At 61.0% G+C, this 26,398-nt stretch carries 27 protein-coding genes and 1 tRNA gene; 13 read left to right on the top strand and 15 right to left on the bottom strand.

Going from position 1 to position 26,398, the window contains the following annotated elements:
- Window positions 1-10: 10 nt before the first annotated feature.
- The 4 genes from purE to JOE65_RS06050 are packed head-to-tail and all read left to right on the top strand — an operon-like array spanning window position 11 to window position 4,368.
- Complete coding sequence (gene purE / locus JOE65_RS06065; protein ID WP_205164049.1) at window positions 11-511, top strand: 5-(carboxyamino)imidazole ribonucleotide mutase; 501 nt, start codon at window positions 11-13, stop codon at window positions 509-511.
- A gap of 33 nt (window positions 512-544) precedes the next feature.
- Window positions 545-2,077 (top strand): LCP family protein, encoded by a 1,533-nt coding sequence (locus tag JOE65_RS06060; RefSeq protein ID WP_205164048.1) that lies wholly within the window; start codon window positions 545-547, stop codon window positions 2,075-2,077.
- Between the two features lie 54 nt (window positions 2,078-2,131).
- Entirely contained in the window at window positions 2,132-3,376 is a 1,245-nt protein-coding gene (manA, locus tag JOE65_RS06055; protein WP_205162375.1) for a mannose-6-phosphate isomerase, class I, read from the top strand.
- Entirely contained in the window at window positions 3,373-4,368 is a 996-nt protein-coding gene (locus tag JOE65_RS06050) for a lipid II:glycine glycyltransferase FemX (protein WP_338021558.1), read from the top strand. The genes manA and JOE65_RS06050 overlap by 4 nt, the downstream gene beginning before the upstream one ends.
- 3 nt (window positions 4,369-4,371) lie before the next feature.
- On the opposite strand, the gene glpX is transcribed toward JOE65_RS06050, so the two are convergent.
- Entirely contained in the window at window positions 4,372-5,433 is a 1,062-nt protein-coding gene (glpX, locus tag JOE65_RS06045; RefSeq protein WP_205162374.1) for a class II fructose-bisphosphatase, read from the bottom strand.
- 128 nt (window positions 5,434-5,561) lie between these two features.
- Here glpX and JOE65_RS06040 point away from each other — a divergent pair, with 128 nt between their 5' ends.
- From JOE65_RS06040 to JOE65_RS06020, 5 genes are all read left to right on the top strand, one after another.
- Window positions 5,562-6,140, top strand: a complete 579-nt coding sequence (locus JOE65_RS06040) for a DUF4245 domain-containing protein (RefSeq protein ID WP_338021557.1) — start codon at window positions 5,562-5,564, stop codon at window positions 6,138-6,140.
- A 42-nt stretch (window positions 6,141-6,182) separates the two neighbouring features.
- Window positions 6,183-6,806, top strand: coding sequence for a carbonic anhydrase (locus tag JOE65_RS06035; protein ID WP_205162372.1), 624 nt, complete (start codon window positions 6,183-6,185; stop codon window positions 6,804-6,806).
- Window positions 6,807-6,831: 25 nt separating this feature from the next.
- The gene (locus JOE65_RS06030) at window positions 6,832-7,293 is read left to right on the top strand and encodes an SRPBCC family protein (protein WP_205162371.1); all 462 of its coding nucleotides are present in this window, start codon (window positions 6,832-6,834) and stop codon (window positions 7,291-7,293) included.
- 129 nt (window positions 7,294-7,422) lie between these two features.
- Window positions 7,423-7,965, top strand: a complete 543-nt coding sequence (locus tag JOE65_RS06025; RefSeq protein ID WP_205162370.1) for a GNAT family N-acetyltransferase — start codon at window positions 7,423-7,425, stop codon at window positions 7,963-7,965.
- Between the two features lie 57 nt (window positions 7,966-8,022).
- On the top strand, window positions 8,023-9,462 hold the full coding sequence (locus JOE65_RS06020) for a class II fumarate hydratase (RefSeq protein ID WP_205162369.1): 1,440 nt from the start codon (window positions 8,023-8,025) through the stop codon (window positions 9,460-9,462).
- On the opposite strand, the gene JOE65_RS06015 is transcribed toward JOE65_RS06020, so the two are convergent.
- Window positions 9,431-9,931 carry an NUDIX hydrolase gene (locus JOE65_RS06015; RefSeq protein WP_205162368.1) on the bottom strand — a complete coding sequence of 167 codons (501 nt, stop codon included), beginning with the start codon at window positions 9,929-9,931 and terminating at the stop codon, window positions 9,431-9,433. The two genes, JOE65_RS06020 and JOE65_RS06015, sit on opposite strands and share 32 nt — an antisense overlap.
- 4 nt (window positions 9,932-9,935) lie before the next feature.
- Window positions 9,936-10,451, bottom strand: a complete 516-nt coding sequence (locus JOE65_RS06010; protein WP_205162367.1) for a prepilin peptidase — start codon at window positions 10,449-10,451, stop codon at window positions 9,936-9,938.
- A 61-nt stretch (window positions 10,452-10,512) separates the two neighbouring features.
- Here JOE65_RS06010 and JOE65_RS06005 point away from each other — a divergent pair, with 61 nt between their 5' ends.
- On the top strand, window positions 10,513-11,223 hold the full coding sequence (locus tag JOE65_RS06005) for a GNAT family N-acetyltransferase (RefSeq protein ID WP_205162366.1): 711 nt from the start codon (window positions 10,513-10,515) through the stop codon (window positions 11,221-11,223).
- A gap of 89 nt (window positions 11,224-11,312) precedes the next feature.
- On the opposite strand, the gene JOE65_RS06000 is transcribed toward JOE65_RS06005, so the two are convergent.
- Both JOE65_RS06000 and JOE65_RS05995 read right to left on the bottom strand, forming a co-directional pair.
- Entirely contained in the window at window positions 11,313-12,623 is a 1,311-nt protein-coding gene (locus tag JOE65_RS06000) for a PhoH family protein (RefSeq protein ID WP_338021556.1), read from the bottom strand.
- A gap of 175 nt (window positions 12,624-12,798) precedes the next feature.
- On the bottom strand, window positions 12,799-13,560 hold the full coding sequence (locus JOE65_RS05995) for an isoprenyl transferase (protein ID WP_205162365.1): 762 nt from the start codon (window positions 13,558-13,560) through the stop codon (window positions 12,799-12,801).
- A 215-nt stretch (window positions 13,561-13,775) separates the two neighbouring features.
- On the opposite strand from JOE65_RS05995, the gene trhA reads away from it, so the two are divergent.
- Window positions 13,776-14,426 (top strand): PAQR family membrane homeostasis protein TrhA, encoded by a 651-nt coding sequence (gene trhA / locus JOE65_RS05990; protein ID WP_205164045.1) that lies wholly within the window; start codon window positions 13,776-13,778, stop codon window positions 14,424-14,426.
- 4 nt (window positions 14,427-14,430) lie between these two features.
- Here trhA and JOE65_RS05985 read toward each other — a convergent pair whose 3' ends face one another.
- The 3 genes from JOE65_RS05985 to mca are packed head-to-tail and all read right to left on the bottom strand — an operon-like array spanning window position 14,431 to window position 17,824.
- Complete coding sequence (locus JOE65_RS05985) at window positions 14,431-16,503, bottom strand: thioredoxin domain-containing protein (RefSeq protein ID WP_205162364.1); 2,073 nt, start codon at window positions 16,501-16,503, stop codon at window positions 14,431-14,433.
- 4 nt (window positions 16,504-16,507) lie between these two features.
- Window positions 16,508-16,849: a hypothetical protein gene (locus JOE65_RS05980; protein ID WP_205162363.1), complete on the bottom strand. Its 342-nt coding sequence runs from the start codon at window positions 16,847-16,849 to the stop codon at window positions 16,508-16,510.
- Between the two features lie 60 nt (window positions 16,850-16,909).
- Complete coding sequence (mca, locus tag JOE65_RS05975) at window positions 16,910-17,824, bottom strand: mycothiol conjugate amidase Mca (RefSeq protein WP_205162362.1); 915 nt, start codon at window positions 17,822-17,824, stop codon at window positions 16,910-16,912.
- 49 nt (window positions 17,825-17,873) lie between these two features.
- Here mca and JOE65_RS05970 point away from each other — a divergent pair, with 49 nt between their 5' ends.
- Together JOE65_RS05970 and greA are read left to right on the top strand one after the other, a co-directional pair.
- On the top strand, window positions 17,874-18,362 hold the full coding sequence (locus JOE65_RS05970; protein WP_205162361.1) for a DUF4307 domain-containing protein: 489 nt from the start codon (window positions 17,874-17,876) through the stop codon (window positions 18,360-18,362).
- 226 nt (window positions 18,363-18,588) lie between these two features.
- Window positions 18,589-19,080, top strand: a complete 492-nt coding sequence (gene greA, locus JOE65_RS05965) for a transcription elongation factor GreA (RefSeq protein ID WP_205162360.1) — start codon at window positions 18,589-18,591, stop codon at window positions 19,078-19,080.
- A 7-nt stretch (window positions 19,081-19,087) separates the two neighbouring features.
- Here the strand turns inward: greA and JOE65_RS05960 are convergent, their stop codons facing one another.
- The 7 genes from JOE65_RS05960 to JOE65_RS05930 form a co-directional block, all read right to left on the bottom strand.
- Entirely contained in the window at window positions 19,088-19,699 is a 612-nt protein-coding gene (locus JOE65_RS05960; RefSeq protein ID WP_205162359.1) for a rhomboid family intramembrane serine protease, read from the bottom strand.
- 3 nt (window positions 19,700-19,702) lie between these two features.
- On the bottom strand, window positions 19,703-20,950 hold the full coding sequence (ilvA, locus tag JOE65_RS05955) for a threonine ammonia-lyase (protein WP_205162358.1): 1,248 nt from the start codon (window positions 20,948-20,950) through the stop codon (window positions 19,703-19,705).
- A complete protein-coding gene (locus JOE65_RS05950; protein ID WP_239536908.1) occupies window positions 20,947-22,089 on the bottom strand; it encodes an AI-2E family transporter in 1,143 nt (380 codons plus the stop codon). Before JOE65_RS05950 ends, ilvA begins: the two co-directional genes overlap by 4 nt.
- A gap of 224 nt (window positions 22,090-22,313) precedes the next feature.
- The gene (locus tag JOE65_RS05945) at window positions 22,314-23,165 is read right to left on the bottom strand and encodes a Bax inhibitor-1/YccA family protein (protein WP_205162356.1); all 852 of its coding nucleotides are present in this window, start codon (window positions 23,163-23,165) and stop codon (window positions 22,314-22,316) included.
- A 213-nt stretch (window positions 23,166-23,378) separates the two neighbouring features.
- Window positions 23,379-23,451: transfer RNA gene (locus tag JOE65_RS05940), tRNA-Leu, on the bottom strand.
- Window positions 23,452-23,544: 93 nt separating this feature from the next.
- Window positions 23,545-24,990 carry an NAD(P)/FAD-dependent oxidoreductase gene (locus tag JOE65_RS05935; RefSeq protein ID WP_205162355.1) on the bottom strand — a complete coding sequence of 482 codons (1,446 nt, stop codon included), beginning with the start codon at window positions 24,988-24,990 and terminating at the stop codon, window positions 23,545-23,547.
- A gap of 40 nt (window positions 24,991-25,030) precedes the next feature.
- Complete coding sequence (locus tag JOE65_RS05930) at window positions 25,031-26,383, bottom strand: S8 family peptidase (protein WP_205164044.1); 1,353 nt, start codon at window positions 26,381-26,383, stop codon at window positions 25,031-25,033.
- Between the last annotated feature and the right edge of the window lie 15 nt (window positions 26,384-26,398).

The raw sequence follows: 26,398 nt of genomic DNA, 5'->3' as shown, positions 1-26,398 counted from the left end.
TGGAATTGTCATGGGCTCAGACTCCGATTGGCCCGTGATGGAAGCCGCTGCGAAAGCCTTGCAGGAATTCGGCATACCGTACGAGGCCGACGTCGTATCAGCCCACCGCATGCCCGAGGACATGATCGACTACGGCCGTAATGCGCAGGCGCGCGGACTCCGCATCCTCATTGCGGGAGCCGGAGGGGCCGCGCACCTTCCCGGCATGCTGGCCTCAGTGACTCCCCTGCCCGTCATCGGAGTTCCCGTCCCCCTCAAGTACCTGGACGGAATGGACTCTCTGCTCTCCATCGTTCAGATGCCCGCTGGTGTACCCGTAGCAACAGTCTCCGTCGGTGGAGCGCGAAACGCCGGGCTCCTGGCCATCCGCATCCTCGCTTCGGCAACAGACCCTTTGGCCGAGGCCCTTCAGGAACAACTCCAGCGTTTTGCAGCGGAGCTCAGGCAAACCGCGATAGACAAGGGCGAGGCACTGCGCCGCGCCGCCGGTACCACCAGCGGAGCCCGGTAAGTGGTATCACAGGAGCACATCGGTGCCTCCGCCATGACGGACCCCGTGCGGTATCCCGAGGGCGCCTCCAGAAGGCTGCTACCCAAGCGAGCCTTCCTTTTGCTGTTCATGACGCTCATCCTGCCGGGATCGGCACAGATCGTCGCAGGCAACCGCCGTCTCGGCAGGAAAGCCCTGCGCGTAACGCTCACCTCTTGGGCCGTCGTCGTCATTGCGGTTCTGCTGGTACTGATCAATCGGTCCATCCTGGTCAACGTCATCACCCACCGCTGGTGGTCGTTGCTCATCATTGCAGCTCTCGTATTCCTGGCCATCGGCTGGGCCGTCATGTTCATCAATACCGCGCGCATCATTCAACCGATTCTGCTCGAGCGGAAACTTCGGCCGGTCATCGCCGGGACCCTCGCTGTACTGATGCTGCTCACCAGCGGAAGCCTCAGCTACGCGGCGTACGTACTCAACGTCGGCCGCAGTACACTGGGCAGCATTTTCCAGGCTGGACCCGCGTTCGACCCCGTCGACGGCCGCTACAACTTCCTGCTGATGGGCGGCGACGCCGGAGAAGACCGTCTGGGTCGCCGGCCAGACAGCATCTCAGTGGTCAGCCTCGACGCCAAAACTGGTCAGACCGTCATCATCAGCATTCCCAGAAACCTTCAGAACGCGCAGTTCCCGTCAGATTCGCCTCTGACCAGCGTTTGGCCGGACGGCTACAACTGCGGCGACGAGTGCATCATCAACAGCCTTTACCCCGAAGTTGTCCGAAACTATGCGGATCTCTACCCCGACGCCGCCGATCCCGGGGCCGAAGCCATGATGGACGCGGCCTCAGGAGTTCTCGGAATCGAGGTACAGGCCTACGTGATCGTCGATATGGCAGGCTTTGAAAAGCTCGTCGACGCCATGGGCGGCATCACGGTGACGGCCGAAGGCTGGGTTCCGATCACTTCAGGAGAGATACCCGGGACAAGCCCCATTCGTCATTATCCGCCCAGTGAGTGGATCGCCCCAGGGAAGCAAACGCTGGACGGGTATCACGCCCTCTGGTACGCACGGTCCCGTGAATTCGTCACCGATTACAGCCGCATCCAACGGCAACAGTGCGTGCAGGCCGCCATGATTGCGCAGCTGGACCCGGCCACCGTGCTGTCCCGCTTCGAGGCCATTGCCAGTGCAGGCACCCAGATCGTGGAAACCGATATTGCCCGCGAACAGTTGGGCAGCTTCGTCGACCTCGCCGTTAAGGCCAAGGGGCACGAAGTCCAGCGACTCACCATTGGTCCACCAGACTTCGGAACACCTCAGGACAACTTCGTGACCTACCCGGACTTCGACGAGATCCACAGCCGTGTTCAAGAAAAGCTCGCAGCATCCGCCGAACCCCAGTCCCTTCCCTCGGGAGACGAACCCCCAGCATTGACACGCACCGCCGTCGTCGAACGTGTAGCTTTCCCCACGGCCGATGAGGACATCACCGAGGAGTATCTGCGGCAGCTGGCCATCAACGGCGATTCCGCCACTCTCGAGACACTGTTGGCGGACAATGGAGAGTGCACGCCGGGCTGATCCGCCTACGGCCCCGGGAAGCAACCCCGATCATCGAATGCGAAAGAGGTTCCTGTGTACACGCTGCACAACGAGCTCCGACACTATGCGTGGGGGTCCAAGACCGCCATGGCAGAACTTTTTGGGCGCTCGCCCTCGGGAAAGCCGGAAGCCGAGCTCTGGATCGGCGCCCACCCGGATTCGCCGTCCCTGGCAGAGCTGGCCGGAACTCCAACGGCTCTTGACGAACTCATAGCCGCCCGCCCCGAGGCACTCCTCGGCGCACCTGTAGCGAACGCGTACGGCCGACTACCCTTCTTGATGAAGGTGCTGGCAGCCGGCGCACCCCTGTCACTCCAGGTACACCCAACCCTTGAACAGGCCACGTCCGGTTTCGCGGCAGAGAACGCGGCTGGAGTCACCCCCGATGCCCCGCACCGCAATTACCGCGACAACAACCACAAACCCGAAATGCTCTACGCGCTGACCGATTTCACCGCGCTCTGCGGTTTTCGTCCACTGGCCGATTCTGCGCGGTTACTTCTTCAGCTGGCTGCCTCAGTGCAGGAACAGGGGGCAGCAGCAGAATTGACAGAGCTGGCAGACATTCTCCAATCCGACGCGCATGAGAATTCGCTGTACACCGTATTCGACCGCATGCTTCACTCAGACAAGGACTGCCGAGGTGCCTACGACGCTGCACTGGGGAGCTTGGCCAGCAACACCGAAACTGACCCAGCACTGGCTACCGCCGCATCCCTGTCCAACGCTTATCCCCACGATGCTGGCTCGGTCCTTTCCCTCCTGCTCAATCTGGTGACTCTTCAGCGGGGAGAGGCAATCTGGCTACCCGCAGGGAACGTCCACGCCTACCTGTTGGGTCTCGGCATTGAAGTGATGTCGTCCTCGGATAACGTCCTTCGGGGAGGTCTCACCAAGAAGTACGTAGACACCAGCGAACTCATGAAAACCGTCAACTTCACGCCTCTGGACGTACCGCGAATACACGTGACACGCGCGCCAACCGGCGAGGAGCTGCTGCAGCCGCCCTGTTCGGAGTTCCAGTTGCAGAAAATCACGTTTCCGGGTGGACTAACGCACGTGCCGCTGGCACAAAATGGCCCTGTCCTCGTCCTCGTGGTCTCCGGCACACTGACGCTCTCTTCTTCCGAGAAGAAACTTTCGCTGACTCAGGGCGAAAGCGCCTTCGTAGCCGCTTACGATGCGCCGGTAACCCTTACTCCACATCACGAGCCAGGAAGTGACACTTTATTAGCGTTCGGTGTCACCATCCCACATCAGGAAGCAGGCCATCCGTGAGAACTCCCATACTGCAGACGGACATCTGGGCAACTTTTCAGCGAGAACTCGGCAAAACCGTCCACACGGACTCGGGTACTGGATGGAGCTTCGTGTCCATCGTCGAAACAAGTCCGCTCGGGTTATCCCTCTACTGCCCCTACGGACCTGTGGCACAAGACTCCCGTTCCCTGACGGAGGCCCTCACTGCCCTGCAGGACCTCGCACGGACGAACAATGCCTTCTACCTGCGCGTGGAACCCGTCAACACCGGCGATGGCACGGATGTTGACGCGGTGCTTCGCGGACTCGGTCTGCGCCCGGCACCCCTGGATGTCCAACCCAGGCACAGCTGGCTCATCGATCTTCGGGACGAGCCCACTAAGATTCTTGCCGGCATGCGCAGCAGCAACCGCAACGTCTACCGAAACGTCGGAAAAAAGGGTGTCAGCATCCGGTCCTCACACGATCCGCATGACATCGAGATCCTCATTGGCTTCCTGACCAAAACCGCTGAAGAACGAGAGTTCACCAGTCACTCAGCCGACTACCTTCGCACGGCAGCCAGTGTGCTCATGCCCGCCGGCGCCGCGGAACTATACATCGCTGAACTCACCGATCACGGCCCCATCGCAGCAGCCCTGACCTACGACACCCCCGACGAACGCGTGTACGCACACGCCGCAGCCGATGACAACTTCCGCAAACTCAGCGCCAGCGTCGCCGTCGTCGTGCAACTGCTGATGGATGCACACAACAAGGGCGTTCCTACCGCCGATATGTGGGGCATAGCGCCCCCGGACCAACCGGACCACAAGTGGGCAGGATTCACCCGCTTCAAACAATCCTTTGGAGGTACCGGAGTTATCTACACCGGCACCTGGGATCTGCCCGTCGTTGGGCTCCGCTACCGGCTCTACCGAGGGCTCCGGTCAGCCCGTAGCGTGATCAGCAACCAGAGCCCACGTGTGCGCCGGGCCCTTACCAGGCTGGCTCACACGCTGCGGCGTTGAGCATCAGATCTGCTTGCCATAGGTCTCCCACTTGTGCGCCTGGTGCTCGCCGTCCACAACGCGGATGGTTCCGGACTTTGAACGCATGACGATGGACTGGGTCAACACCTGATTACCGCGGTAACGAACGCCCTTGACCAGGTCACCGTCCGTGATGCCCGTTGCCGCGAAGTAGCAATTGTCACTACTGACGAGATCGTTGGTGGACAGGACGCGGTCCAGATCGTGGCCAGCGTCCAGAGCCTTCTGCTTTTCCTCGTCACTTGTGGGCCACAAACGGCCCTGAATCACACCACCGAGAGCCTTGATGGCGCAGGCGGAAATGATCCCCTCTGGAGTGCCCCCGATGCCCATGAGCGCGTCCACGTCCGTGCCTTCACGCGCTGCGGCGATAGCGCCGGCAACATCGCCGTCCATGATGAACTTGGTGCGGGCTCCTGCGTTTCGGATCTCCTCCACCAGCGGCTTGTGACGGTCTCGATCCAGCACCATGACATTGATCTGGTTGATCTTCTTGCCCTTGGCCTTGGCAATAAGGTGCAGGTTCTGCTTGACCGGGAGGCGAAGGTCCACCATGTCCGCAGCTTCTGGGCCCGTCACGAGCTTTTCCATATAAAACACGGCGGAGGGATCGAACATTGTTCCCCGCTCGGCCACGGCAAGCACAGCAATGGCATTATTGATCCCCAGAGCCGTCAGCCGCGTCCCGTCGATTGGGTCCACAGCGACGTCGCATTCCGCGCCATTACCGTCACCGACGTGCTCGCCATTGAACAGCATCGGGGCTTCGTCCTTCTCGCCCTCACCGATCACCACAATGCCGTTGAATCGGACCGTGGACAACAGTGACCTCATGGCGTCCACCGCCGCGCCGTCGGCAGAGTTCTTGTCTCCCAGGCCAACCCACGCGCCGCCAGCAATAGCTGCGGCTTCAGTGACCCGCACCAGCTCCAGGGCGAGGTTCCGGTCCGGTTCGTCGTCGCCGAGCGCCAGAGAACTGGACAGGGTGGAGAAAGCCGACTGGTTCGGAGTGGACTTGGCAGAGTTGGTCACGTGGTACCTCATCGTCGAAGTGGCAGATGCAATTCCGCACGCAGGAAAGTGCGGAACCTCTGTATCCGATCATACTTGCCGTCAGCGAAACCGGCTGGTGCGGATAGGGTATGCGCTGCCGAATGAGGGATCATGGAGAGGTGAGTACCGAAGATCAGCCTCCCGTCACGCCCGTCCTGACCCCAAAGCAGGCAAAGAGAGCCAACGCCACGGTCACCGGCATGCTCATTTCCACTGGTGTCTGCGTTGCACTGTTCCTCGGTGTTTTCTTCTTGAACCCGGCATCCAAGGCAGAAGTCTATGAACGCAACGTTGACGTTCAGCAGGTTGCACAGAGCGCCGCAAGCGCGGCAGAGTTCACCCCGGCGTCGCCCAAACTTACGGATGAATGGACGTCCAATTTTGCCCGCTGGAACTCCGCGTCCGGCGTCGGCGTGGATAGCTGGGAAGTCGGATACCTCACACCAAAGGGCGAATTCATCCAACTGAGCCAGACCGACACAGCGAATCCCACGTGGATCGCTAGCCAAACGGAGAGTGCACCGGTCACCGGCGAACGGGAGATTGCTGGCGTGACGTGGGAGCTACGTGACCGTCCGGAGGACGACGCTTCTTTGATCGCAGATCTGGGAGACACCACCATCATCCTGCGCGGTACCGCAGACCTCGGTGAATTCGACACCCTGGCAACCGCCGTCATCAACCAGCAAAAACAGTAAGCGGGCTCACCGTCTCCTCTCCCGCGCGCTAAGCTGAAAAACGTGACTGAATCGCTGACACCCACAGAAGCCTGGCACCGACTCCGCGAGGGCAACGAACGTTTTGTCCGGGGAGAGTCTTCACATCCAAATCAAGACGCGTCCAGACGCACCTCTCTGGTGAATACACAGCATCCCTTTGCACTTTTATTTGGCTGCTCGGATTCCCGGCTCGCCGCGGAGATCATTTTTGACCTGGGACTCGGAGACATGTTCGTGGTCCGTACCGCTGGCCAGGTCATTGACGACGCCGTGCTCGGCTCCCTGGAGTTCGGCATTGCAGACTTGGGCATACCGCTGATCATCATTCTCGGCCACGACAGCTGCGGCGCAGTGACAGCAACACGCGATGTACTCGACGGTGCCACCATGCCGGCTGGATTCCGTCGGGATCTGGTGGAGCGCATCATGCCATCTGTCCTGGCGGCAAAGCGCGACGGTGTCACGGACGTGAATTCCATGGTCGTCGAACACGTCAAGCAGACCGCCACGCGTCTCGTTGAGACCTCGCGCATCATCGCGGCAGCGATCGACGCCGGGGAAACGGCGGTCATCGGCGTCACGTACCGTCTCGCGGACGGAGAGGCCGAACTGGTCAGCGGCATCGGCATGGTCCAACAGGGCTAATGCCAAGAGCTGGCATACTCGATTCATGTATTCGTTGAGTTACTCAGAATCCATCGAGGTCACGGCTTCCCCCGAAGCTCTGTACTCCCTGGTGTCCAACGTCACGCGGACCGGCGAGTGGAGTCCCACCTGTACGTCGTGTTCATGGCACGACGGCGGACCGCAGGAGGGCGCGCAATTCACCGGACAAAACGAGGACAACGGTCGGGTCTGGGAGACGGTGTCCACGGTTGTGGCCGCTGATCCCGAACGTGAGTTCGCGTGGATGGTCGGCAAATCTTACGTACGGTGGGGCTACATGTTCACCCCGATCGACGGTGGCACGCGACTCACGGAGTCGTGGGAGTTCCGGCCGGAAGGCATCTCTATGTTTCACGAGAAGTATGGCGCCGATGCTGAACGGCAGATCGCGGCCCGCACCGTGTCCGCCCACCGCGGGATCCCGGCCACACTTCAGGCGATCAAGAGGCTTGCGGAGTCCGGCTGATCCGTCTCCTGCCCTCTCTCTGTGCCCCCTCTGCGCGAGGTCACCCTTTGTCGCCGAGGTCAGGGGTTACGGGGTCAATTTAGGCGGTAAACCCCGACTTCGGCCGAGTGTCCCGATAAGGTCATCGAGATGACTACAGAAACGAGGGCCCTCCCCGACGACGTTCAGATGCGACTACTGCAGGCGAAGGACGTTACGGAATTATGTGGGGCGTACAACCGAAACCGGGAGCATCTCGCCCCGTGGGAACCCGTGCGGGCCGATAATTTCTATACCGACGTCGGGCAAGCTGTGAGTATCGCAACGAAGCTGAATCGTCTGGCGACCGGGGTCGATTTCCCCTGCGTGCTGGTAGCGGCTGAGCGGGTGGTTGGCACGATCACTCTGTCGGACATTGTTCGCGGAGCTTTCCTCAACGCCCATGTCGGGTACTGGGTGGACAGAGACTTCATCGGCCGGGGCATCGGTTCCGCGGCCGTTGAAGCCGTGCTCGACGTCGCGCGGACAGAATTGGGTTTGCATCGAATTCAGGCGGCGACACTCAGTCATAATGTTCCGTCCCAAGCTGTTCTTGAACACGCCGGGTTTCAAAAAATAGGGTTTGCACCGAAATACCTCAAAATCGCAGGATCGTGGCAGGACCATACGCTGTACCAGCGCATCTTGTTCTGACCCCCAGCATCGCCGCCCGACTTCGGCCGAAGGAGCATGAGGACATAAAGTGGGACCATGACTTCCATTGACGCTGACACAAACAATTCCGCAGACTTCAGGGTCGAGCACGACACCATGGGCGAAGTCCGGGTTCCTGCCGATGCCCTTTACAGTGCGCAGACCCAGCGGGCCGTGGAGAACTTCCCGATCTCCGGCACCACCCTGGAACGCACCCACATCGAGGCGCTCGCCCGCATCAAGAAGGCTGCCGCTACCGCCAACGCTGAACTCGGCGTGCTGGACGCCGAACGTGCCCGTGCCATCGAGGGAGCGGCCGACGACGTCGCCACCGGAATGTACGATGCTCACTTCCCGATCGACATCTACCAGACCGGCTCGGGCACGTCGTCGAATATGAACATCAACGAGGTACTTTCAACGCTGGCGTCCAAAGCTCTCGCCACAGCCGGCAGCGACCAGAGCGTTCACCCGAACGACCATGTCAATGCGTCGCAGTCCTCGAATGACGTGTTTCCGACGTCCGTCCATGTCGCCGCCACCGGCGCCCTGATGAACGATCTGATCCCTGCCTTTGAGCATCTTGCCGCTTCTCTGGAGCGCAAGGCAGAGGAATTCCAGTCCGTAGTGAAGTCCGGTCGCACCCACCTGATGGATGCGACGCCGGTGACGCTTGGGCAGGAATTCGGTGGCTACGCAGCACAGATCCGCTACGGCATCGAACGCGTCCGAGCCTCCCTCCCCCGCGTCGCCGAAGTTCCCCTCGGCGGAACCGCCGTCGGCACCGGAATCAATACACCTGCCGGCTTCCCACAGCGTGTTATTGAACTACTGGCAGCCGATACCGGACTTCCGCTCACGGAGGCACGCGACCACTTTGAGGCACAGGCAAACCGGGATGCCCTCGTTGAGGTTTCGGGCATGCTGCGCACCATTGCTGTGTCGATGACGAAGATCAACAACGACCTCCGCTGGATGGGCTCCGGCCCCAACACGGGCCTTGGCGAAATTGCCATCCCTGATTTACAGCCGGGATCTTCCATCATGCCGGGCAAGGTGAACCCGGTGATCTGTGAGGCCGTGCTTCAGGTGTGTGCACAGGTGGTAGGCAATGACGCCACCGTTGCCTGGGCAGGAACCAATGGTGCCTTTGAACTGAACGTTGGTATCCCGGTCATTGCCCGCAACGTGCTGGAATCGGTCCGTCTGCTCGCCAACTCATCCCGCGTGATGGCGGACAAGATGGTCGACGGAATCACCGCCAACGAAGAGAGGGCCCGGTTCCTGGCCGAGGCCTCGCCCTCGATCGTCACCCCGCTGAACAAGGTGATCGGCTATGAGGCTGCTGCCAAGATCGCCAAGCATTCGGTGGCCAACAAGATGACGGTCCGTGAGGCAGTCGTCGACCTCGGCTTCGTGGAGCGGGGCGAGGTTACTGAGGAACAGCTCGACAAGGCACTGGACGTTATGGCAATGACGCGGCCGCCGCAGGCATAGTCCGCTGAAACCGCGGCACTCCAGTGGCGCTCTTGGCGAGGTGGATCAATCCACTGTGCAACGCGTCCAGTTCCGGCAGCTCGTCAACGCTGAACCATCCGACGTCAGTTGATTCGTCGTCATTCACCCGCGCTTGCCCGGAGAGGTAGCGGCAACGGAAAACGGTGGTCAGGAACGAGCACTGATCGCCGTTGGGGAAGGTGATGGGGCCGGAAACGTGGACGTCGATGAGGTGTTCCACGTCGACGACGACGCCGGACTCCTCCTCGACCTCGCGGACGGCGGCGGGCGCGGGATCTTCATGCTGTTCAACCATCCCGGTGATGATGGTCCACCGGCCGTCGTCGGCCCGACGACCGAGCAGCACCCGTCCGTCGTCGTCGAACACTACCGCACCCACTCCGGGAAGCCAGAGCAGGTCATGGCCGATCTTTTGCCGAAGGACTGAAACGAAATCTGGTACAGGCATCGGGCTAGCCTATCGCGGGCAACAGGACCATGGCCGCCGCTGCGCCAACGATCATGAACGGCCCGAAGGGCATGTCGGATTTGCGGTCCCCGCGCCGAGTGAGCAATATGACCACACCCCACAGACCACCCAGAAGGAACGCGGCGAAGCTGCCCCACAACAGGTGGCCCCAGCTGCAGTAACCAAGGTAGAGGCCCAGCACACCGGCCAATTTTACGTCCCCATAACCCATACCCGCGGGATAGATGACCCGAAGCGTGAAGTAGGCAACCCACAGGATTCCGGCACCGGCGACCATTGGCAGGAGTCGAAACCAGTCGCCTGCTGCAACGGCGGCGGCAGCCAGCAGCACCGCCCCGATCCCATACGAGGGAAAGACGATCTTGTTCGGGAGCCGGTGTTCGCGGATATCAACGATGCTCAGGCGAACGCCCATCACCACGAAGTACAGCAGCGCAGCGCTCAGCAGGAGGAAGGCGGGGACATGGTTGACCAGGTAGTCCCCCAGCAGCGTGGTCATGGAATCACGGTACTGCACCGTGCCATCGCGCCGGCCCCGGCCGCACTAAACTGTGGATATCATGACTTCTCTCACCAGTATCTGGCCACTCTTTTCGCTGCGATTGTCCACCCCGCGCCTGGAATTGCGCCCGCTGCGGGACGAGGACATTCCGCGCTACGTTGACGCCGCGCTCTCCGGTATTCACCCTCCCGAAACCATGCCTTTCACTTTCCCATGGACCGATGTACCGGCTGATGAGCTGGGACGCGGCACGGCTGAACACGTGTGGCGGACCCGGCTGCTCTCCCGACCCGGAGACTGGGCTATCGCGCTGGGTATCTGGTTTGAGGGCGAGCTCGTGGGTTGTCAAGACATGAGCGCCAAGAATTTCGCCGTCCGGCGCACGGTCTCCACAGGGTCATGGCTGAAGCAGGCGGTCCAGGGCCGGGGGCTGGGCAACGAGATGAGGACCGCCGTCGCACTCTACGCCTTTGATCATCTGCACGCTGTGGCCGCCGAGTCAGATGCAGCTGCGTGGAATGCTGCGTCGCTGGGGGTCTCCGCGTCGGTCGGTTACGTTCCCAACGGCGTGTACTGCGGAGAGGCACGCCGTGGTGAGGCCGTGGACATGCAGCGGCTCCGCCTGACACCCGGAACGTTCCGCCGCCCCTACTGGGCGCTGGGCGTTGAGGGGCACGACGCCGTCGCAAGTTTCCTTGAGTTGCCTTCCACCCCGGCCGACGTCACCCCGACGCCCAGCCCCGCTCTCTCGGCCGAAGTCACCCCGTAGCGTCGAGGTCACCCATGACAACGGGTGACCTCGACGACAAACCCCGACCTCGGCCGGATTGGATGGGAGGGGTGGGGAGGGAGAGAGTGCTAGATCTCCGCTTCCTCCAGGAGCTCCGTGACGAGCGCCGCAATCGGCGAGCGCTCCGAGCGTGTCAGGGTGATATGGCCGAACAGCGGGTGGCCCTTGAGCGTTTCGACGACGGCGGCGACGCCGTCGTGCCGACCCACCCGGAGGTTATCGCGCTGCGCGATATCGTGCGTGAGGACGACCTTCGAGTTCTGCCCGATGCGCGAGAGCACGGTCAGTAGGACGTTCTTTTCCAGCGACTGAGCTTCGTCCACGATGACAAAGGAATCGTGCAGGGATCGCCCCCGGATGTGAGTAAGGGGAAGGACTTCCAACATTCCGCGGTCCATGACTTCCTCCACGACCTCTTGCGACACGAGTGCACCCAGCGTGTCGAAGACGGCTTGTGCCCACGGGTTCATTTTCTCGGATTCGGAGCCCGGCAAGTAGCCGAGTTCCTGACCGCCGACCGCGTACAGCGGCCTGAAGACCACCACTTTGCGATGTTCTTGGCGCTCCAACACTGCTTCAAGTCCTGCGCACAGGGCCAGCGCGGACTTACCCGTTCCAGCCCGCCCACCGAGGGAAACAATCCCAACCTCGGGGTCCATCAGTAGGTCGATGGCCAGGCGTTGCTCCGCGGATCGTCCGTGCAGCCCGAACACGTCTCTGTCACCCTTGACCAGCCGAACCTGTTTATCGGCACCCACCCGGCCCAGCGCGGAGCCGCGGCTGGAAAGCATCACGAGGCCGGTATTGACCGGAAGCTCGGCGGCTGCCGGAATGAAGACTGGCTCGTGGGTGTAGAGGATGTTGACGTCGTCGTCCGCAACGTCCAGTTCGCTGATGCCGGTCCAGCCGGAGTCCTTGACGAGCTCGTTGCGGTACTCGTCGGCCTGCAGGCCCATGGCGGAGGCCTTGATACGCATGGGGAGGTCCTTGGAGACCAAGGTAACGTTGCGGCCTTCGTCGGCCAGATTTTTCGCGACGGCAAGGATGCGGGAGTCATTGTCGCCGCCCCGGAAGCCCACTGGCAGCACTTCTGTTGAGACGTGGTTCAGTTCAACTTTGAGGGTGCCGCCCATGTCCCCCAGCGGGATAGGTGTGCTGAGTCCGTTGTGGAGAACCCGGAGCTCATCGAGGAGCCTCAGTGCCTTGCGGGCGAAGTATCCAAGATCCGGGTCGTTGCGTTTGGCCTCGAGTTCCGAAATGACGACCACGGGCAGGATCACCTCATGTTCGGCGAAGCGGGTGATGGCCCGGGGGTCCGAGATCAACACCGAAGTGTCGATGACGTAGCTTCTGGTGTGGGTCTGCTCTGCAACGGCCACTGTGACTCCAGTCCGGGGACTCTGCCCCGAGTTATAGGGAATTTTCCGGGCTATATGTAGTTGTGACGTGATGCTTTGAGACTACGCCTGAGGATGCCATATAGGGCCCGGTCTGGCTGTGTCGTTACCTGAAAGCATCGCGAAGTCCGGGTGAACTGGAAATGAACGACGCCGGTCAGGAACCGAAGCGCCGCTGCCGTCCCGCGAAGTCCCTGAGAGCGCGGAGGAAATCAACCTTGCGGAAAGCCGGCCATAGCGCTTCGCAGAAGTAGAACTCGCTGTACGCACTCTGCCACATGAGGAAACCCGAGAGACGTTGCTCGCCGGAGGTACGGATGACCAGGTCCGGGTCCGGTTGTCCACGGGTGTAGAGGTACTGCGATATGTCGTCTACGGAGAGAGTGTTGGCGACATCTCTAATGTCTGCACCGGCGTCGAGCTTGTCATTCAGCAGTTCGCGGACAGCGTCCACGATTTCCCGGCGGCCCCCATAGCCGACGGCGACATTGACGTGGAGTGGTTCGGTTCCGCCAGATTTTGCGGCGAGTCTGCAGAGGCGTTCAGCGAGGTAGTCCGGCAGTAGCTCGGGTGCGCCCATGGCGTGAACACTGACTTTTTCATTCTGGTCCAGTCTGTCCAGTGTCTGGGCGATGATGCCCATCAGCTCATCGAGTTCCTCCGCTGAGCGACTCATGTTGTCTGTCGAAAGCATATAGAGCGTGACGACTTTGATTCCAAGTTCCTGGCACCAGAGAAGGAACTCATGAATTTTCTCGGCGCCAGCCTGGTGGCCATGCCGGGTGGGGGCATTGAACGCGCGTGCCCAGCGACGATTTCCGTCCACCATGACCCCAACGTGACCAGGTATGGCGTCCCTGTCCAGAGCGCACAGCAGCTTTCGCTCGTAAAAGTCGTAGATGATCCCGGGCAGTTGCATGACGCGGATCACCTATCCTATTTGAGTGGAATGCTGTCGTTTCCTACCGTACCTTTCCGGCTGGGCAATCCCGAGTTCCGATACCTCTTCGTGCTTGTTACCGTTCAGTAACTTACGCGACCGTAGCTTAGGATTAGGCCATGACTCCCCGAGCTATGAAACGCAGGGATGCTCCGCGCACCAAGGCTGGCACCCTCGACTCCGCTGCCGAGAAAATGGCGGACGTTCTTGAAGGCAAGCCCACTTGGCGCGGCTGGATCCATGCCGTAGCGGCGCCATTAGCGTTGGCTGCAGGCATTGTCCTCGTGGTCCTGGCACCCACGCCGTCTGCCAAAATCACCTCCGCGATCTACGCAATCACTGGACTGCTGCTATTCGGCATCAGCGCTATTTATCACCGCGGGAATTGGTCCGCCAAAACCAAAGTCATCCTCAAACGGCTGGACCACACCAACATCATGCTGGTTATAGCAGGGTCCTACACGCCACTGGCCTGGGCATTGCTGGACCGGCCTAAAGCTGTCCTCCTGCTCTGGCTCATCTGGAGCGGCGCCATTGCTGGTGTTGCCTTCAGGTTGCTGTGGCTGCACGCACCCCGCTGGCTGTACGTACCCATTTACATTGTTCTTGGCCTAGGCGCGCTGTTCTATATTCCGGACTTTTTCGCCGCGAGCCCCTCCGCCGCGGTACTGATTTGTGTTGGCGGCGCCCTCTACATCGCGGGTGCAGTTTTCTACGCCTTGAAAAGACCAAATTTCAGTGCCACGGCTTTTGGCTTTCACGAACTGTTCCATGCGTTCACCGTGGCAGCTTTCGCAGCGCACTACATTGCGATCATGATCGCGGTGCTGAACCACTCGCAATAGGGCATCAACGCAGCAGCCGAACGAGCTCCTCCTCGGTGGAGACCGGCATGCCACAAACCATGTTGCGGCAGAGGTAGGCCTGCAGCCCGGGTAGACCAGAGCGGCCAGCCACTAGCGGAACCCCGACCTCACTGCCGTCGTCGAGGGCTGTTGTCAGCCCTGGACCGGCTACCCGGCGGGCGCTGCAGGCAACTGCCACTACCTGGTCCCGATCATGCCCGACGACGGCGAGTTCCCCCGGCCCGTAGAACAGGGTGTGGGCAACTCCCATGGCCCAGCCCACAGCGCGTGGAGCCTGGTCGCCAAGGACCATGGCGTGCTGAACAATGTCCTCGGCCCTCTGCCGGTCCGGCTCTGAACCCGAATATGCGGCGTAGGTGGCAAGTACACCGGCGTAGAGAGCCGTCCCACTGGGCGATGGTCCGTCTAGAGGGTCAGCAGCTGATTCCGTGGCCTGCGCCCGCGCCAGCTGCGGGCTGACTACGGCACTGTCCCGCAACACGCCGTCGATCATGAATTTTTGACCGGCTGCGTGGACCAGCTGCTCCCCCTCGCGGTACCAATGCTCTTCGCCCGTGGCCGCATACAGAGCGAAATACCCCTCCGCGACGCCAGCATAATCCTCAAGCATTCCCTCGATGCCCTGGGCTTTGCCATCGTGTGAGACCCGGGTCAACCTGCCGTCGTGGCAGTGGACGTCGATCAAGTATTCGGCGGTTCGTTTGGCCGCGGAGAGCAGTTCCTGATCCTTGAGCAGGACACCCGCGTCCGCCAGTGCCGCAACGGCCAGACCATTCCACCCGGCCACTACTTTGTCATCACGTGCCGGCTGCGGACGACGGTCCCGTGCACGTTGCAGAGCGGGCCGGAGCCGGTCCCAGAGAGCTCTCTCATCCACGTTCCACAGGCGTCCCGGATGCAATGTAGATGCACCCGTCTCCATCAGGCCAGTGCTGAGATCAAAAAGCTCTGCGGCAGCACGGCCGTCGTCGGCTCCCAGTATCTCGGAGAGCTGTTCGACCGTCCACGTGTAAGTGCCGCCCTCCACCGCGTGTCCATCGATCAGCGTGTCAGCATCCAATGAAGAGGCAAACGCGCCGTCAGCTACCCGCAGCCGGCGGATCATCCAGTCAGCGCTTCTACGGACCACATCAACAGCCAATTGCTGATGTTCGGGTGAGTCCGCTGAAGCCGACCACCAGGCATAGCTGCGGATCAGTTGAACGTTGTCGTAGAGCATCTTCTCGAAGTGCGGTATGGCCCAGGCAGCATCAACCGTGTAGCGCGAAAACCCTCCCTCTACCTGATCGTAGAGACCGCTGACGGCCATTGATTCAAGGGTGCGGTCTACTAGTCCGGAAGCCGCTTCTGTGAGCTCCGCGGGCTCCGGTTGGCGTTCTGCGGCAAACTTCTGAAGGAAGGGCAGAACGGTCGACGGCGGGAACTTGGGGGCATTGCCGAAGCCCCCGTGGTACCGGTCCTCCTGCTTCAGCAGTTTTTCCACCGCGGCGTCGGCCCAGTGCCGAGACGATGGATCCGTGCCCGGCGGCGTCAGGAGTAACGCACGGTTGCGCTGCTGCGCCTCGCCGAGACTGCCGGCGAGTCCTTCAGCACTGGCCTCAACCTGCTCACGGCGGTTTGACCAGGCGTCGTTAATGGCTTCGAGAACTTGCCTGAAGGATGCACTTCCGTGCCGGGGCTCTGGCGGAAAATAGGTACCGGCATAGAACGCGCGGCCATCAGGGAGGGTGAAGACCGACATCGGCCATCCCCCCTGACCCGTCATCGCCTGGGTTGCTGCCATATAAACAGCGTCGACGTCCGGGCGCTCCTCGCGATCCACCTTGATGCTGACAAAGTTTTCGTTCAGGTACCCGGCAAGTTCATCGTCCTCGAACGATTCGTGCGCCATGACATGGCACCAGTGGCAGGCCGCATAGCCCACAGAAACGAATACTGGCACCTCGCGCAGCCGTGCTTGTTCAAAAGCAGCATCTCCGAAGGGCCACCAGTCCACCGGATTGTGGGCGTGCTGACGCAGGTATGCCGAGGCTTCGCTGCTGAGCCTGCCGCCCATGGTCCTAAACCTTCGTATCCGGGCCCGGGTCCGGGGAGTCCCGGTGCGGAGGCGCCCCGCCCTCGTCGTCGAGCTGGTTCCTCTCCGCCGGTACGGCGGTACCTCCGGTTTCCGCGTCCCCGTACCCGACCGGGCTTCCGCCGACTGGCTCCTGATCGTTGCGATACCGCACGCGGCGGATCCGCCTGGTCATGTCGAGGATCAGCAAAATGGTGACGGCGACGACGGCGAACGTCGCGATGAATCCCGTCAGACCAGGGCTGACCTGGTCAGCGTTCAAGCCCTCGCGCAGGTCTCCTCCGGGGGGAGGAGTGGCGGTCAGCAGCAGGTGAAGGGCGAATCCCAAGGTATATCTCTTTCGGGAGTGGTGTCTGGCCTCAGACGCGGGGCGGTTGGACCCGTGCCCCTATCGTATGCCCGCAAAGAGGTCCGTTTCAGGCACCGTCGTTTCTACCCGCGAATCGATGAGCGAATAGTCCTCCCACGGCCATGCCTTGCGCTGCATATCGTTCGTGGCGGCGAAGAAGAAACCCCCCGGCTCGATCTGCGTGCGATGTGCCAGCAGGGCACGCTCACGGTTTTCAAAGAAGTCCCCGCACTCGATCTGCGTTGTCGTCGGGTGCAGCGATGCCGGTGGCGTGTGTCCCTCTGCGTCTTCTTCCAACCATGCCGCGATCCGCTCCGCGAAAGGCGATTTGATGCCAGATTCCTCCAGGGCCAAGTGCAGCGCCTTGAACCGCTCAGGGTTGAATGCGCGGTCGTAGTAGAGCTTGGACGGAGTCCACGGCTCGCCAGTGCCCGGGTATTTCCCTGCCTCGCCTGCTGCATGATAAGCCTCTACCGTCACCTTGTGGGCCATAATGTGGTCCGGGTGCGGGTAGCCGCCGTTCTCGTCATAGCTGATGATCACATGCGGCCGGAACTCCCGAATGAGACGGACCAGCGGTGCGGTGGCCCGCTCGAGCGGCTGGAGAGCGAAGCACCCCCAGGGCAGGTCCGGCAGCGGGTCCCCTTCCGGCAAGCCGGAATCAGTAAAGCCCAGCCACCGGTGCTGCACTCCTAGTTCACGGGCGGCGTCGGCCATCTCGATTCTGCGCAGTCCCGGCAGGTCCCAGTGTGCGTGCGGTTCGGAAAGCATCGCTGAATTCAGGATGTCGCCGCGCTCGCCTCCGGTACAGGTGGCTACCATGACGTCGGCGCCGGCCGCCACATAGCTGGACATCATCGCGGCTCCCTTACTCGACTCGTCGTCGGGGTGCGCATGGACGGCGAGCAGCCGCAACCCTGCGGCGGGGAAGGGATGGTTCTGCGGACTGCTCACGAGTGGCTCCTGAAATGGCTATGCGAGTCAAAGACGATAAAATGTCGGTATGAGTACCGAGCAGAGCCCCACGCCGGGCGAATCCTCCACAATCGATGGCAATTCGTCTCCGCAGGAAATCGCTGCTGACACTTCCAGTTCCAGATTAGCGAATCGGTACGGCGCGCCCAAGCCGGGGGTGTCTTCGCGTACCAAAAAGATCAGCATCATCGTAGCCCTTGGCCTCACCATCGTGTTGACGGGCGTGTTCACCGCGATGTTCGCGCTCAAACCCGTAAGCACACAGGATGTCGGCTTTTCCATTGGCACTGATGATCTGCACGCCGTTGTGGATTACCAGATCACCAAGGCCCCGGAGTCAACGGTTGAATGCGCTGTCTCTGTTCTGAGCGAAAATTATGCCATTGTCGGCTGGAAGACCGTCACCATCGGTCCCTCCGATGAACAGACGACGGCGCACCGTACGCAGTTACGCCTGGAATCGCCCGGCGTAAGCGGCGGAATCGACTCGTGCTGGATACTCGACACACCGACCTGAGCGCGTTCTTCACTCAACGCGCAGCACTATTCCCATATTGGGTTATATCGCGATGATGACTACAATGAATCAAATACGTTGTACCCCGCCCTTCTGGTGATCAAGGAAATAATTGGTCCCCGCTGGCGGGGTTCTTGTTTGTTGGACCATTCACATGAAATCCAACAAATGAATACTGTCATTGCTGAGCCACGCCCTGTGGCCCGGAAGTATCTAAGGAGATGCCGTGTCCACCAACAGCGCACCAGCCGCGTGGCTCACTCAGGAGTCCTACAACCGTCTCAACGCTGAGCTGGATGAACTGTCCGGCCCGGGTCGTACTGAGATCGTTGCCCGCATTGAGCAGGCCCGCTCCGAGGGAGACCTCAAAGAAAACGGTGGCTACCACGCAGCCAAGGAAGAGCAGGGCAAATCAGAGGCCCGCATCCGGCAGCTCACACAGCTCCTACGGGACGCTCACGTCGGCGAAGCACCCGCGGACGATGGCATCGTTGAGCCCGGCATGCAGGTAGTGGCACTCATTGCAGGAGACAAAGAAACGTTCCTGTTGGGCAGCCGTGAAGTAGCCGGGGACACAGACATGGACGTTTACAGCGAGAAATCCCCTCTCGGAGCAGCCATTCATGGCGCCAAGGCTGGGGACAAGCGCATGTACACGGCCCCGAACGGACATGAGATCGCGGTGGAAATCATTTCCGCCACGCCCTACTCGAGCTAACCTATTCTCAGGTAAAGGGCGAGCCGGTTGGCTCGCCCTTTGTCGTACCTGCTCGTTGCGTGTGGCGGCGCTGTTGCCGTAGTACGACGGCGGCGCCGAGCCCTCCCATGGCACCGAAAAGATGCGCCTGCCACGAAATTCCGCTGTTTCCCAGTGGGAGGACGCCCCAGAGGATTGACCCATAGACGAGGAATAGAACTGCGGCGAGGGCTATCTGCTTCCAGTTTCGGTTGTAGAAGCCGCGGGCCAACAGGTAGGTAAACAGGCCAAAGATGACGCCGGAAGCCCCGATCGTGGGACCGAATCCGAACAGCCATGCACCCAGCCCTGAGGCGCCCCAGCTCATAGCGACCGCGAGAGTAAACCGCCGGGCACCGTCGAGGAACGCCAGAAATCCGAAGATCACCAGGGGGAAGATGTTGCTGGTCAAATGGGCTGCATCGGCGTGTAGAAGCGGCGCAAACACAATTCCGTCCAGCCCATCGATGTCACGTGGGTCCACGGACAGCAGACGCGTAAAGTACCTGTTGCTGAGCTGATCGAGGATGAAACAGGCCACCAGAACCGCCGCGAAAAGCGCAACGGTCACCAGCCCCTTCCGAGCACGTGTTGCGAGCATCGGCTAACCGTGAACCACGACAGGGCGGAACCCCGCTGCGCGCAGGTTCCCCAGCACCAGCTCGCAGTGTTCGTCGCCTTTAGTCTCCATGTTGATGGTGATGGCGACGTCGCCCATGCTGATGGAGCCTCCCACTCGGTTGTGATCCACCCCGGTGACGTTGGCGTCCGATTCGGCGATGATCTGCGAGATGGTTGCCAGTGATCCCGGTCTATCATCCAGGAGGATGCGTACGACCAAGTACCGGCCAGCTGCTGCCAGACCGCGCTGGATGACTTTGAGCATCAGCATGGGGTCTATATTGCCACCGGTGAGGATGACTGCCGTATTGCCGGTGTTCTTGATCTTGCCTTCCATAATGGCCGCGACTCCAACGGCACCGGCAGGTTCTACGACGAGCTTGGTCCGTTCGAGTAGGAAGACAAGGGCTCGGGCAAGCGCGTCCTCACTGACCGTGACGACGTCGTCGACCAGTTCCTTGATGATCGAGAAGGGAATCTGTCCTGGCCGGCCAACGGCGATACCGTCCGCAATGGTTGATACCCGATTCAGCGGGACCAGGGCGTCGGCAGCGAGCGACGGTGGGTAAGCCGCAGCGTTCTCAGCCTGAACTCCAATGATTTTGATCTCGCGGCCGAGTTGGCGAGCGCGTTCTTTGACAGCAACGGCAACTCCAGCCAGTAATCCTCCGCCGCCCACGCCGGTGAGGATGGTGTCAACATTGGGTACCTGTTCAAGAATCTCCAGACCGATTGTTCCCTGCCCTGCCACGACATCGGCGTGATCAAAGGGGTGTACCACGACGGCTCCGGATTCTTCGGCGTAGCGGTGCGCTTCCGCCAGTGCTTCATCAACGGTGTGTCCGTGCAACAGAACTTCCGCTCCGTGGCTCCGGGTTGCGGCCAGCTTGGGCAGTGCGACACCCAGCGGCATGTAGATGCGTGCACGTATGCCGAGGCGGCTGGCGGCAACTGCCACACCCTGAGCATGATTCCCTGCCGAGGCGGCAACAACGCCGCGGGACTTTTCGTCCTCGGAGAGCTGGGACATCCGGTTGTACGCACCGCGAAGCTTGAACGAACCTGCGCGTTGCAGGTTTTCACATTTCAAAAAGACGTCAGATCCTAGCTGGCGGGCCAGTGCTCGTGAAATCTCAATCGGAGTATTGGCAATGACTCCTTCCAGACGCGTCCGAGCAGCCTCGATGTCCTTGAGCGTTACTGGCAGCTGCGGTTGCGGTGATGGTGTCATGGTGTGGCCTCGTTGTGATTGTCCTGTATGAGTTCGGCTCTGCTCGGCGGCGCACCCAGCGCGGGATCAGATTCCCACTGGCGGGTTGCGATGTACCGGACCATGGTGTTGACGATTGCCAACAATGGTACCGAGAAGAGTGCCCCGGGGATTCCTGCAAGGAGGGACCCGGCGGCTACGGCAAGGACGACTGCGAGTGGGTGGAGCGCAACGGCCTTACCGATCACGAGTGGCTGAAGGATGTGGCCCTCGATCTGCTGTACCACCAAAACTATCGCAAGCATGATCAGTGCGTTGACCCAGCCGTTCGCCACCAGGGCCAGTACGACGACGAGAAAACCGGTGAAGAGGGCACCGACGATGGGGATGAAAGAGCCGATAAAGACCAGCACGGATAGTGGAAGCGCGAGCGGGACACCAATGATTGCCGCGCCCGCCCCGATACCTACGGCGTCGACGAACGCCACAAATATCTGAGTGCGAACGTAGTGCACCATGGACACCCAGCCTTTGCGTCCTGCACCGTCAGTGGCTGCTCGTGCTTTTCGCGGCATGAGTCCGACGGCGAAACCCCAGATCCGGTTTCCTTCAAGCAGAAAGAAGATCAGCGCAAACACGGTGAGCAGTGAGCCCGCTGCTAACTGGCCGGCAGTACTTCCAAAAGAGAGTGCACCGGAGACAATAGTGCTGCTGTTCGATTGGGCGGCCTCTCCGATGTCCTTGGCGTAATTGCCGATCTGGTCGGTGGTGAGATGCAGCGGGCCATCAGATAGCCAGCGTTCAACTTTGTTGACGCCCTCAATCGCCTCGTCTCTGAGGTCGGAGAATCCACGGACCAGTTCTTGCCCCACGAGCGATAATCCGCCCACGATGATGCCGAGAAATCCCAGGACCGTGATGGTGACAGCCAGGGAGCCGGGTACACGGTTTCTGCGCATCGCTTCCGTCACCGGGGACAGCAGACCCGCCAGTAGCCCAGCGACCATGAGTGGAATGATGATCAGCGAGACCTTGCTGAGCAACCAGATGAGGATCCCGGAGACCACGAGAATCAGACCGAGGCGCCATGCCCACGCGGCGGAAACACGAAGCGCATATGGCACATCCTCCGACGCGTTCTCCGAAGATGCCTTGGCCATGGATCGTTGGAAGGCGAGCGGAGAATTTTGACGACTGTTCGGGCGTCTCATGGCTCAACCTTTCCACATCCGGTGGTGTACGGATTCCTGTCCAGAGAGTCCACCGTTGGGAGAATTCCTCCAGGTCGGGGAGGGACGATGCACGGGTGCTTTCAGCGACGCGCCAATTAACATAGGTGGGCCCCCGACCATCGTCGGGGGCCCACCTATCTGCTGATCAGCTACTAGTCGTTGCCGCGGATGATGGCTAGGAGCCGCAGAATCTCAACGTACAGCCAGACCAGCGTGACCGTCAGTCCGAAGGCCGCCGTCCAGGAGTAGCGCCGCGGGGCTCCGTTCTTGACACCGGCAGAGATCGACGTGAAATCAATGATCAGAGAGAACGCCGCAAGACCGATCGCGAATAAGCCGATCACAACACCGAACGGAATGTTGGTGCCCGGTATATCCATGCCACGGATGCCCCATGGGTCACTAACGCCGCCAAAGATCATGAGCCCCATATTGACGAGACTGAAGACCCCGTAGCCGATGATGGCGATCATGAAGAATTTCATGGCCTTGGGGGTAGCCCGCACCTTGCCACTGCGGAACAGCAGCAGAGTGACACCAAAAACGGAGAGGGTACCAATGATCGCCTGCAGAGCAATGTTGGGGAACTGTGCCTCAAGGAACATGGTCAGTGCACCAAGGAAGAGGCCTTCCAAACCGGCGTAGGCCAGAATCAGTGCAGGCACGGGCTCGCGCTTGAAAGCATTGACGAGGCCCAGCACAAGTCCGCCGACAACCCCAACGATCATGAGTACCGTTGCAAATTGCGGCACAATGAACGCCGGGATGGCCGCACCGACGAGTACCATGCCGAGGCATGCCAGCGTCTTGACGATGACGTCGTCGAACGTCATGCGGCCAGTGTCAGTTGGGCCTGCTGACGGCCCGTTGTACATGTCCTGCAATTGCTGTGCCGACATGGATTCAGGTGCACCCTGAGCCACACCGCCCTGAGAGTAGTTTCCGCCCCGGGTCTGGGCACGGAAGTTCTTGCCGTTGAAGACAGGGTTACTGCCAGTTGCCATGTGCTGTGTGTCCTTCATCTATGGGGTGGAGCGTGTGAACAAGTCTACCAATGACAACGGACAACTCCTCCTGAAGATTCCACTCCCACCCTTGGCGCCGTTACGCGCGCCTTTCAGCCAATCGCGAGGTCACCCCCTGCCGCCGAGATCACCCCGAGCAACCCGTACTTTGAGCGCTAAAGGGTGATCTCGCGCAGGAAGGGGACTGGCCGGTGCCCCAGGTGGGACTCGAACCCACACTGTGAAGATTTTAAGTCTCCTGCCTCTGCCATTGGGCTACTGGGGCCGCGAAGTGCATCTCCCAGAATACGGGATGTAAACACCGTTAAAGATCGACGGCGGCCGGATCTCTCCCGCCGCCACCGAACACTGAGTCCTACTAGTTCGCGGGCTGCTTCTCGGCCGTCCGGTTGTCAGCAGAATCCTGCGCGGTGGCAGGAGCTTCCTGAGCGGCTGGCTTGGGTTTGGGAGTAGCTGCCTCTTCAAATTGGCGGCGTGGCGTCTGCAGGTCCATGAGCTGCGTGGTGTCGCGACGGAAAAGTAAGCTGGAGAACCAGCCTGACAGCACGCGGAACTTCCGCTCAAAAGTGGGCATAGCCATGCCGTGGTAGCCGCGGTGTGCGGCCCAGGCGAGGACACCCCGAAGCTTGAGGCCCATGATGTTGGCCACGCCCTTGTACACTCCGAACCCAGCTACCGCGCCGAGGTTCTTGTGCTTGTACTCAGCCACCCTGCCCACGCCATAGCGCTCGGCATAGAGGTTTGCGGCGAGGCGCTTGGCCTGACGCACCGCGTGCTGAGCATTCGGAACACAGAATCCGCCCACGCCGCCTCCGGACAGATCAGGAACGGCGGAAACGTCTCCGGCCGCCCAAGCGCCGTCAATGGGTCCGTCGTCGCCCGTAATCCGCAGTTCAGCGTTGGCACGGACACGTCCGCGGTCATCGATGGGGAAATCTGTGAACCGGACCATCGGGTTTGCCTGGACTCCGGCTGTCCAGATCAGAGTATCCGCCTCGAATTCATCCGCCGCAGACTTGTCCGGCATGTTGATCAGTTGCAGCAGCCCGCCCTCGGCGTTGGCAAGCGAGGTATTGAGCAGCACCTGAATGCCGCGTGAACGGAGGTGATCGACGACCCAGAGAGCCTGCTCTTCGGTGACCTCAGGCATGATTCGGCCCATGGCCTCAACGAGAACGAAGCGCAGATCTTCGTGCGTCAACCGATCGTTTTTCGCGACTGTGGCCCGTGCCAGATCCTCGATCTCGGCAATGGTCTCGATACCTGCGAATCCACCGCCGACGACGACAAATGTGAGCATCCGCCGACGTTCCGGGCCGTCCTGGAGAAGAGATGCGGTTTCGATGCGCTCAAGCACCTTGTTCCTCACGGCAACGGCTTCTTCAATGGATTTCATGCCGATACCCTGTTCTGCCAAACCCTTGATGGGGAACGTGCGAGTGATCGCACCAGCGGCAATCACGACGTCGCGGTAACCAAGCTCGAATGGAGCGGAACCATCTACCGGAGCCACTACTGCCTTGCGCTGCGCGTGGTCAATGGAGGTGACTCGGCCACTGATGAGTTCACTCGCGCCGAGGTGGGTGCGGTGGGATACAACAGCGTGACGCGCCTCGATGTTTCCGGCCGCTACTTCAGGCAGAAAGGGCTGGTACGTCATGTAGGGGACCGGATCAACGACAGTCACGATGCCACCATGCGCCCGAACCTTCTTCTGCAGTTTCATGGCTACATACAGACCAACATAGCCGCCGCCGACAACAAGAACGCGCGGACGATCAATAAATTCAGGATGGGATGCCATGGCCCCAGTCTAGCTGCGGCCGTTCACTTTGTGAAAATCTTCACGAGGCCTCATCGTCAGCGTCGTCAAGGGAAGTTTCGCCGGTTTGACGGCGCGCCTGGAGGACGTGATATCCACCCGCACCCGCGATGAAAACGATCAGCGTGCCGAAACCCAACATGATGAGCGCGGGCAATCCGGAATGCTCCGAGGCTGGTTCGACCGCCGCTGGCACGGTTGGCTCGGGCGCCAACGGTTCGGCAGGCTTGTCCTCCTTCGATGGAGGCTGCGCCGCGGTGGGCGTTGGTACGGCTCCACGGCGATGGACCCGGATCCAATCACTGATGGTACCCAGCGGATTCACTGCCACCACGGGGACTGGCTCCGTCACCGCAGCCGCCGCATCGAGCACTCCGTATCCATAGATCGGGTCAAGACCGGGCACCCCGGCGTCAGTGGCGGTCGTGATGATCCGATTGATGACCTGCGCCGCAGACATATCAGGATATTCAGCCCTGATCAGAGCAGCGACGCCCGCGACCAGGGGTGCGGCGCCTGAGGTTCCGGACCAGTTGGCATAGAGCCCTCCGGGCAGTGCTCCCACGAGTTTCTCCGCCGGAGCAGCAACCCCGATGGTGATCCCCTGGGACGATGAGTCCCAACTTGCCCTGCCTTCGACATCAAGTCCAGCAACGGCCAAGACACCGGGGATCGTAGCGGGAGCGCCTACCTGCACCATGCCCACCCCACGGTTTCCAGCCGCCGTGATGATGACGACGTCGTGCTGTTCGGCATACAGAAAGGCTGCGTCCCACGCCTTGGGCCAGGAAGCGGAAGTGCTGCCTAAAGACATATTGATGACTTGCGCACCGTGGTCCACGGCCCATCGGACGGCGTTCGGGATCTGTTCGTCAATGCTGATCCCGCCCGGATTGTCCTGCCCGATGAAGGCGGATACTGCAAGTATTTCTGCCTCCGGAGCAACACCCACGATCCCTTCGGGCCCACGACCGTAGCGGTCCATGGGGTCTGGTTTGGCGCTCGGGGAAGGCGATACCGAAGGACCTTTATCAACATGCCCGCGCCCGGCGAGCAGCGAAGCAACGAGTGTGCCGTGCTCCGGCGTTATGCCAATGCCCTGTTGGCCATCTGCGGCACCAACCCCGGAAACGTCCGTACCGCCAACTACAACGCCCTTCAGATCCGGGTGGCTACCGTCCACACCGCTGTCGATGACAGCAACTTTGACGCCCTTTCCCTTAGACGTCTTCCAGGCTTCTGTGATGCCGTAATCCTCGAGCCAGTACTCCTTGCTGCGGATATCATCAGCAGCACCTGCCGGGGCCGCGGCCCAGGTACCCAAAAGAACCAGCACGACGACGGCGCTGAGGGTGCGTCGAGAGGCTGCGGTCATTTTCTGGCGGGACAC

It is taken from the genome of Arthrobacter roseus (genome assembly GCF_016907875.1).
GTDB lineage: Bacteria > Actinomycetota > Actinomycetes > Actinomycetales > Micrococcaceae > Arthrobacter_J > Arthrobacter_J roseus.
This window is presented reverse-complemented; position numbering and strand designations above follow the sequence as displayed.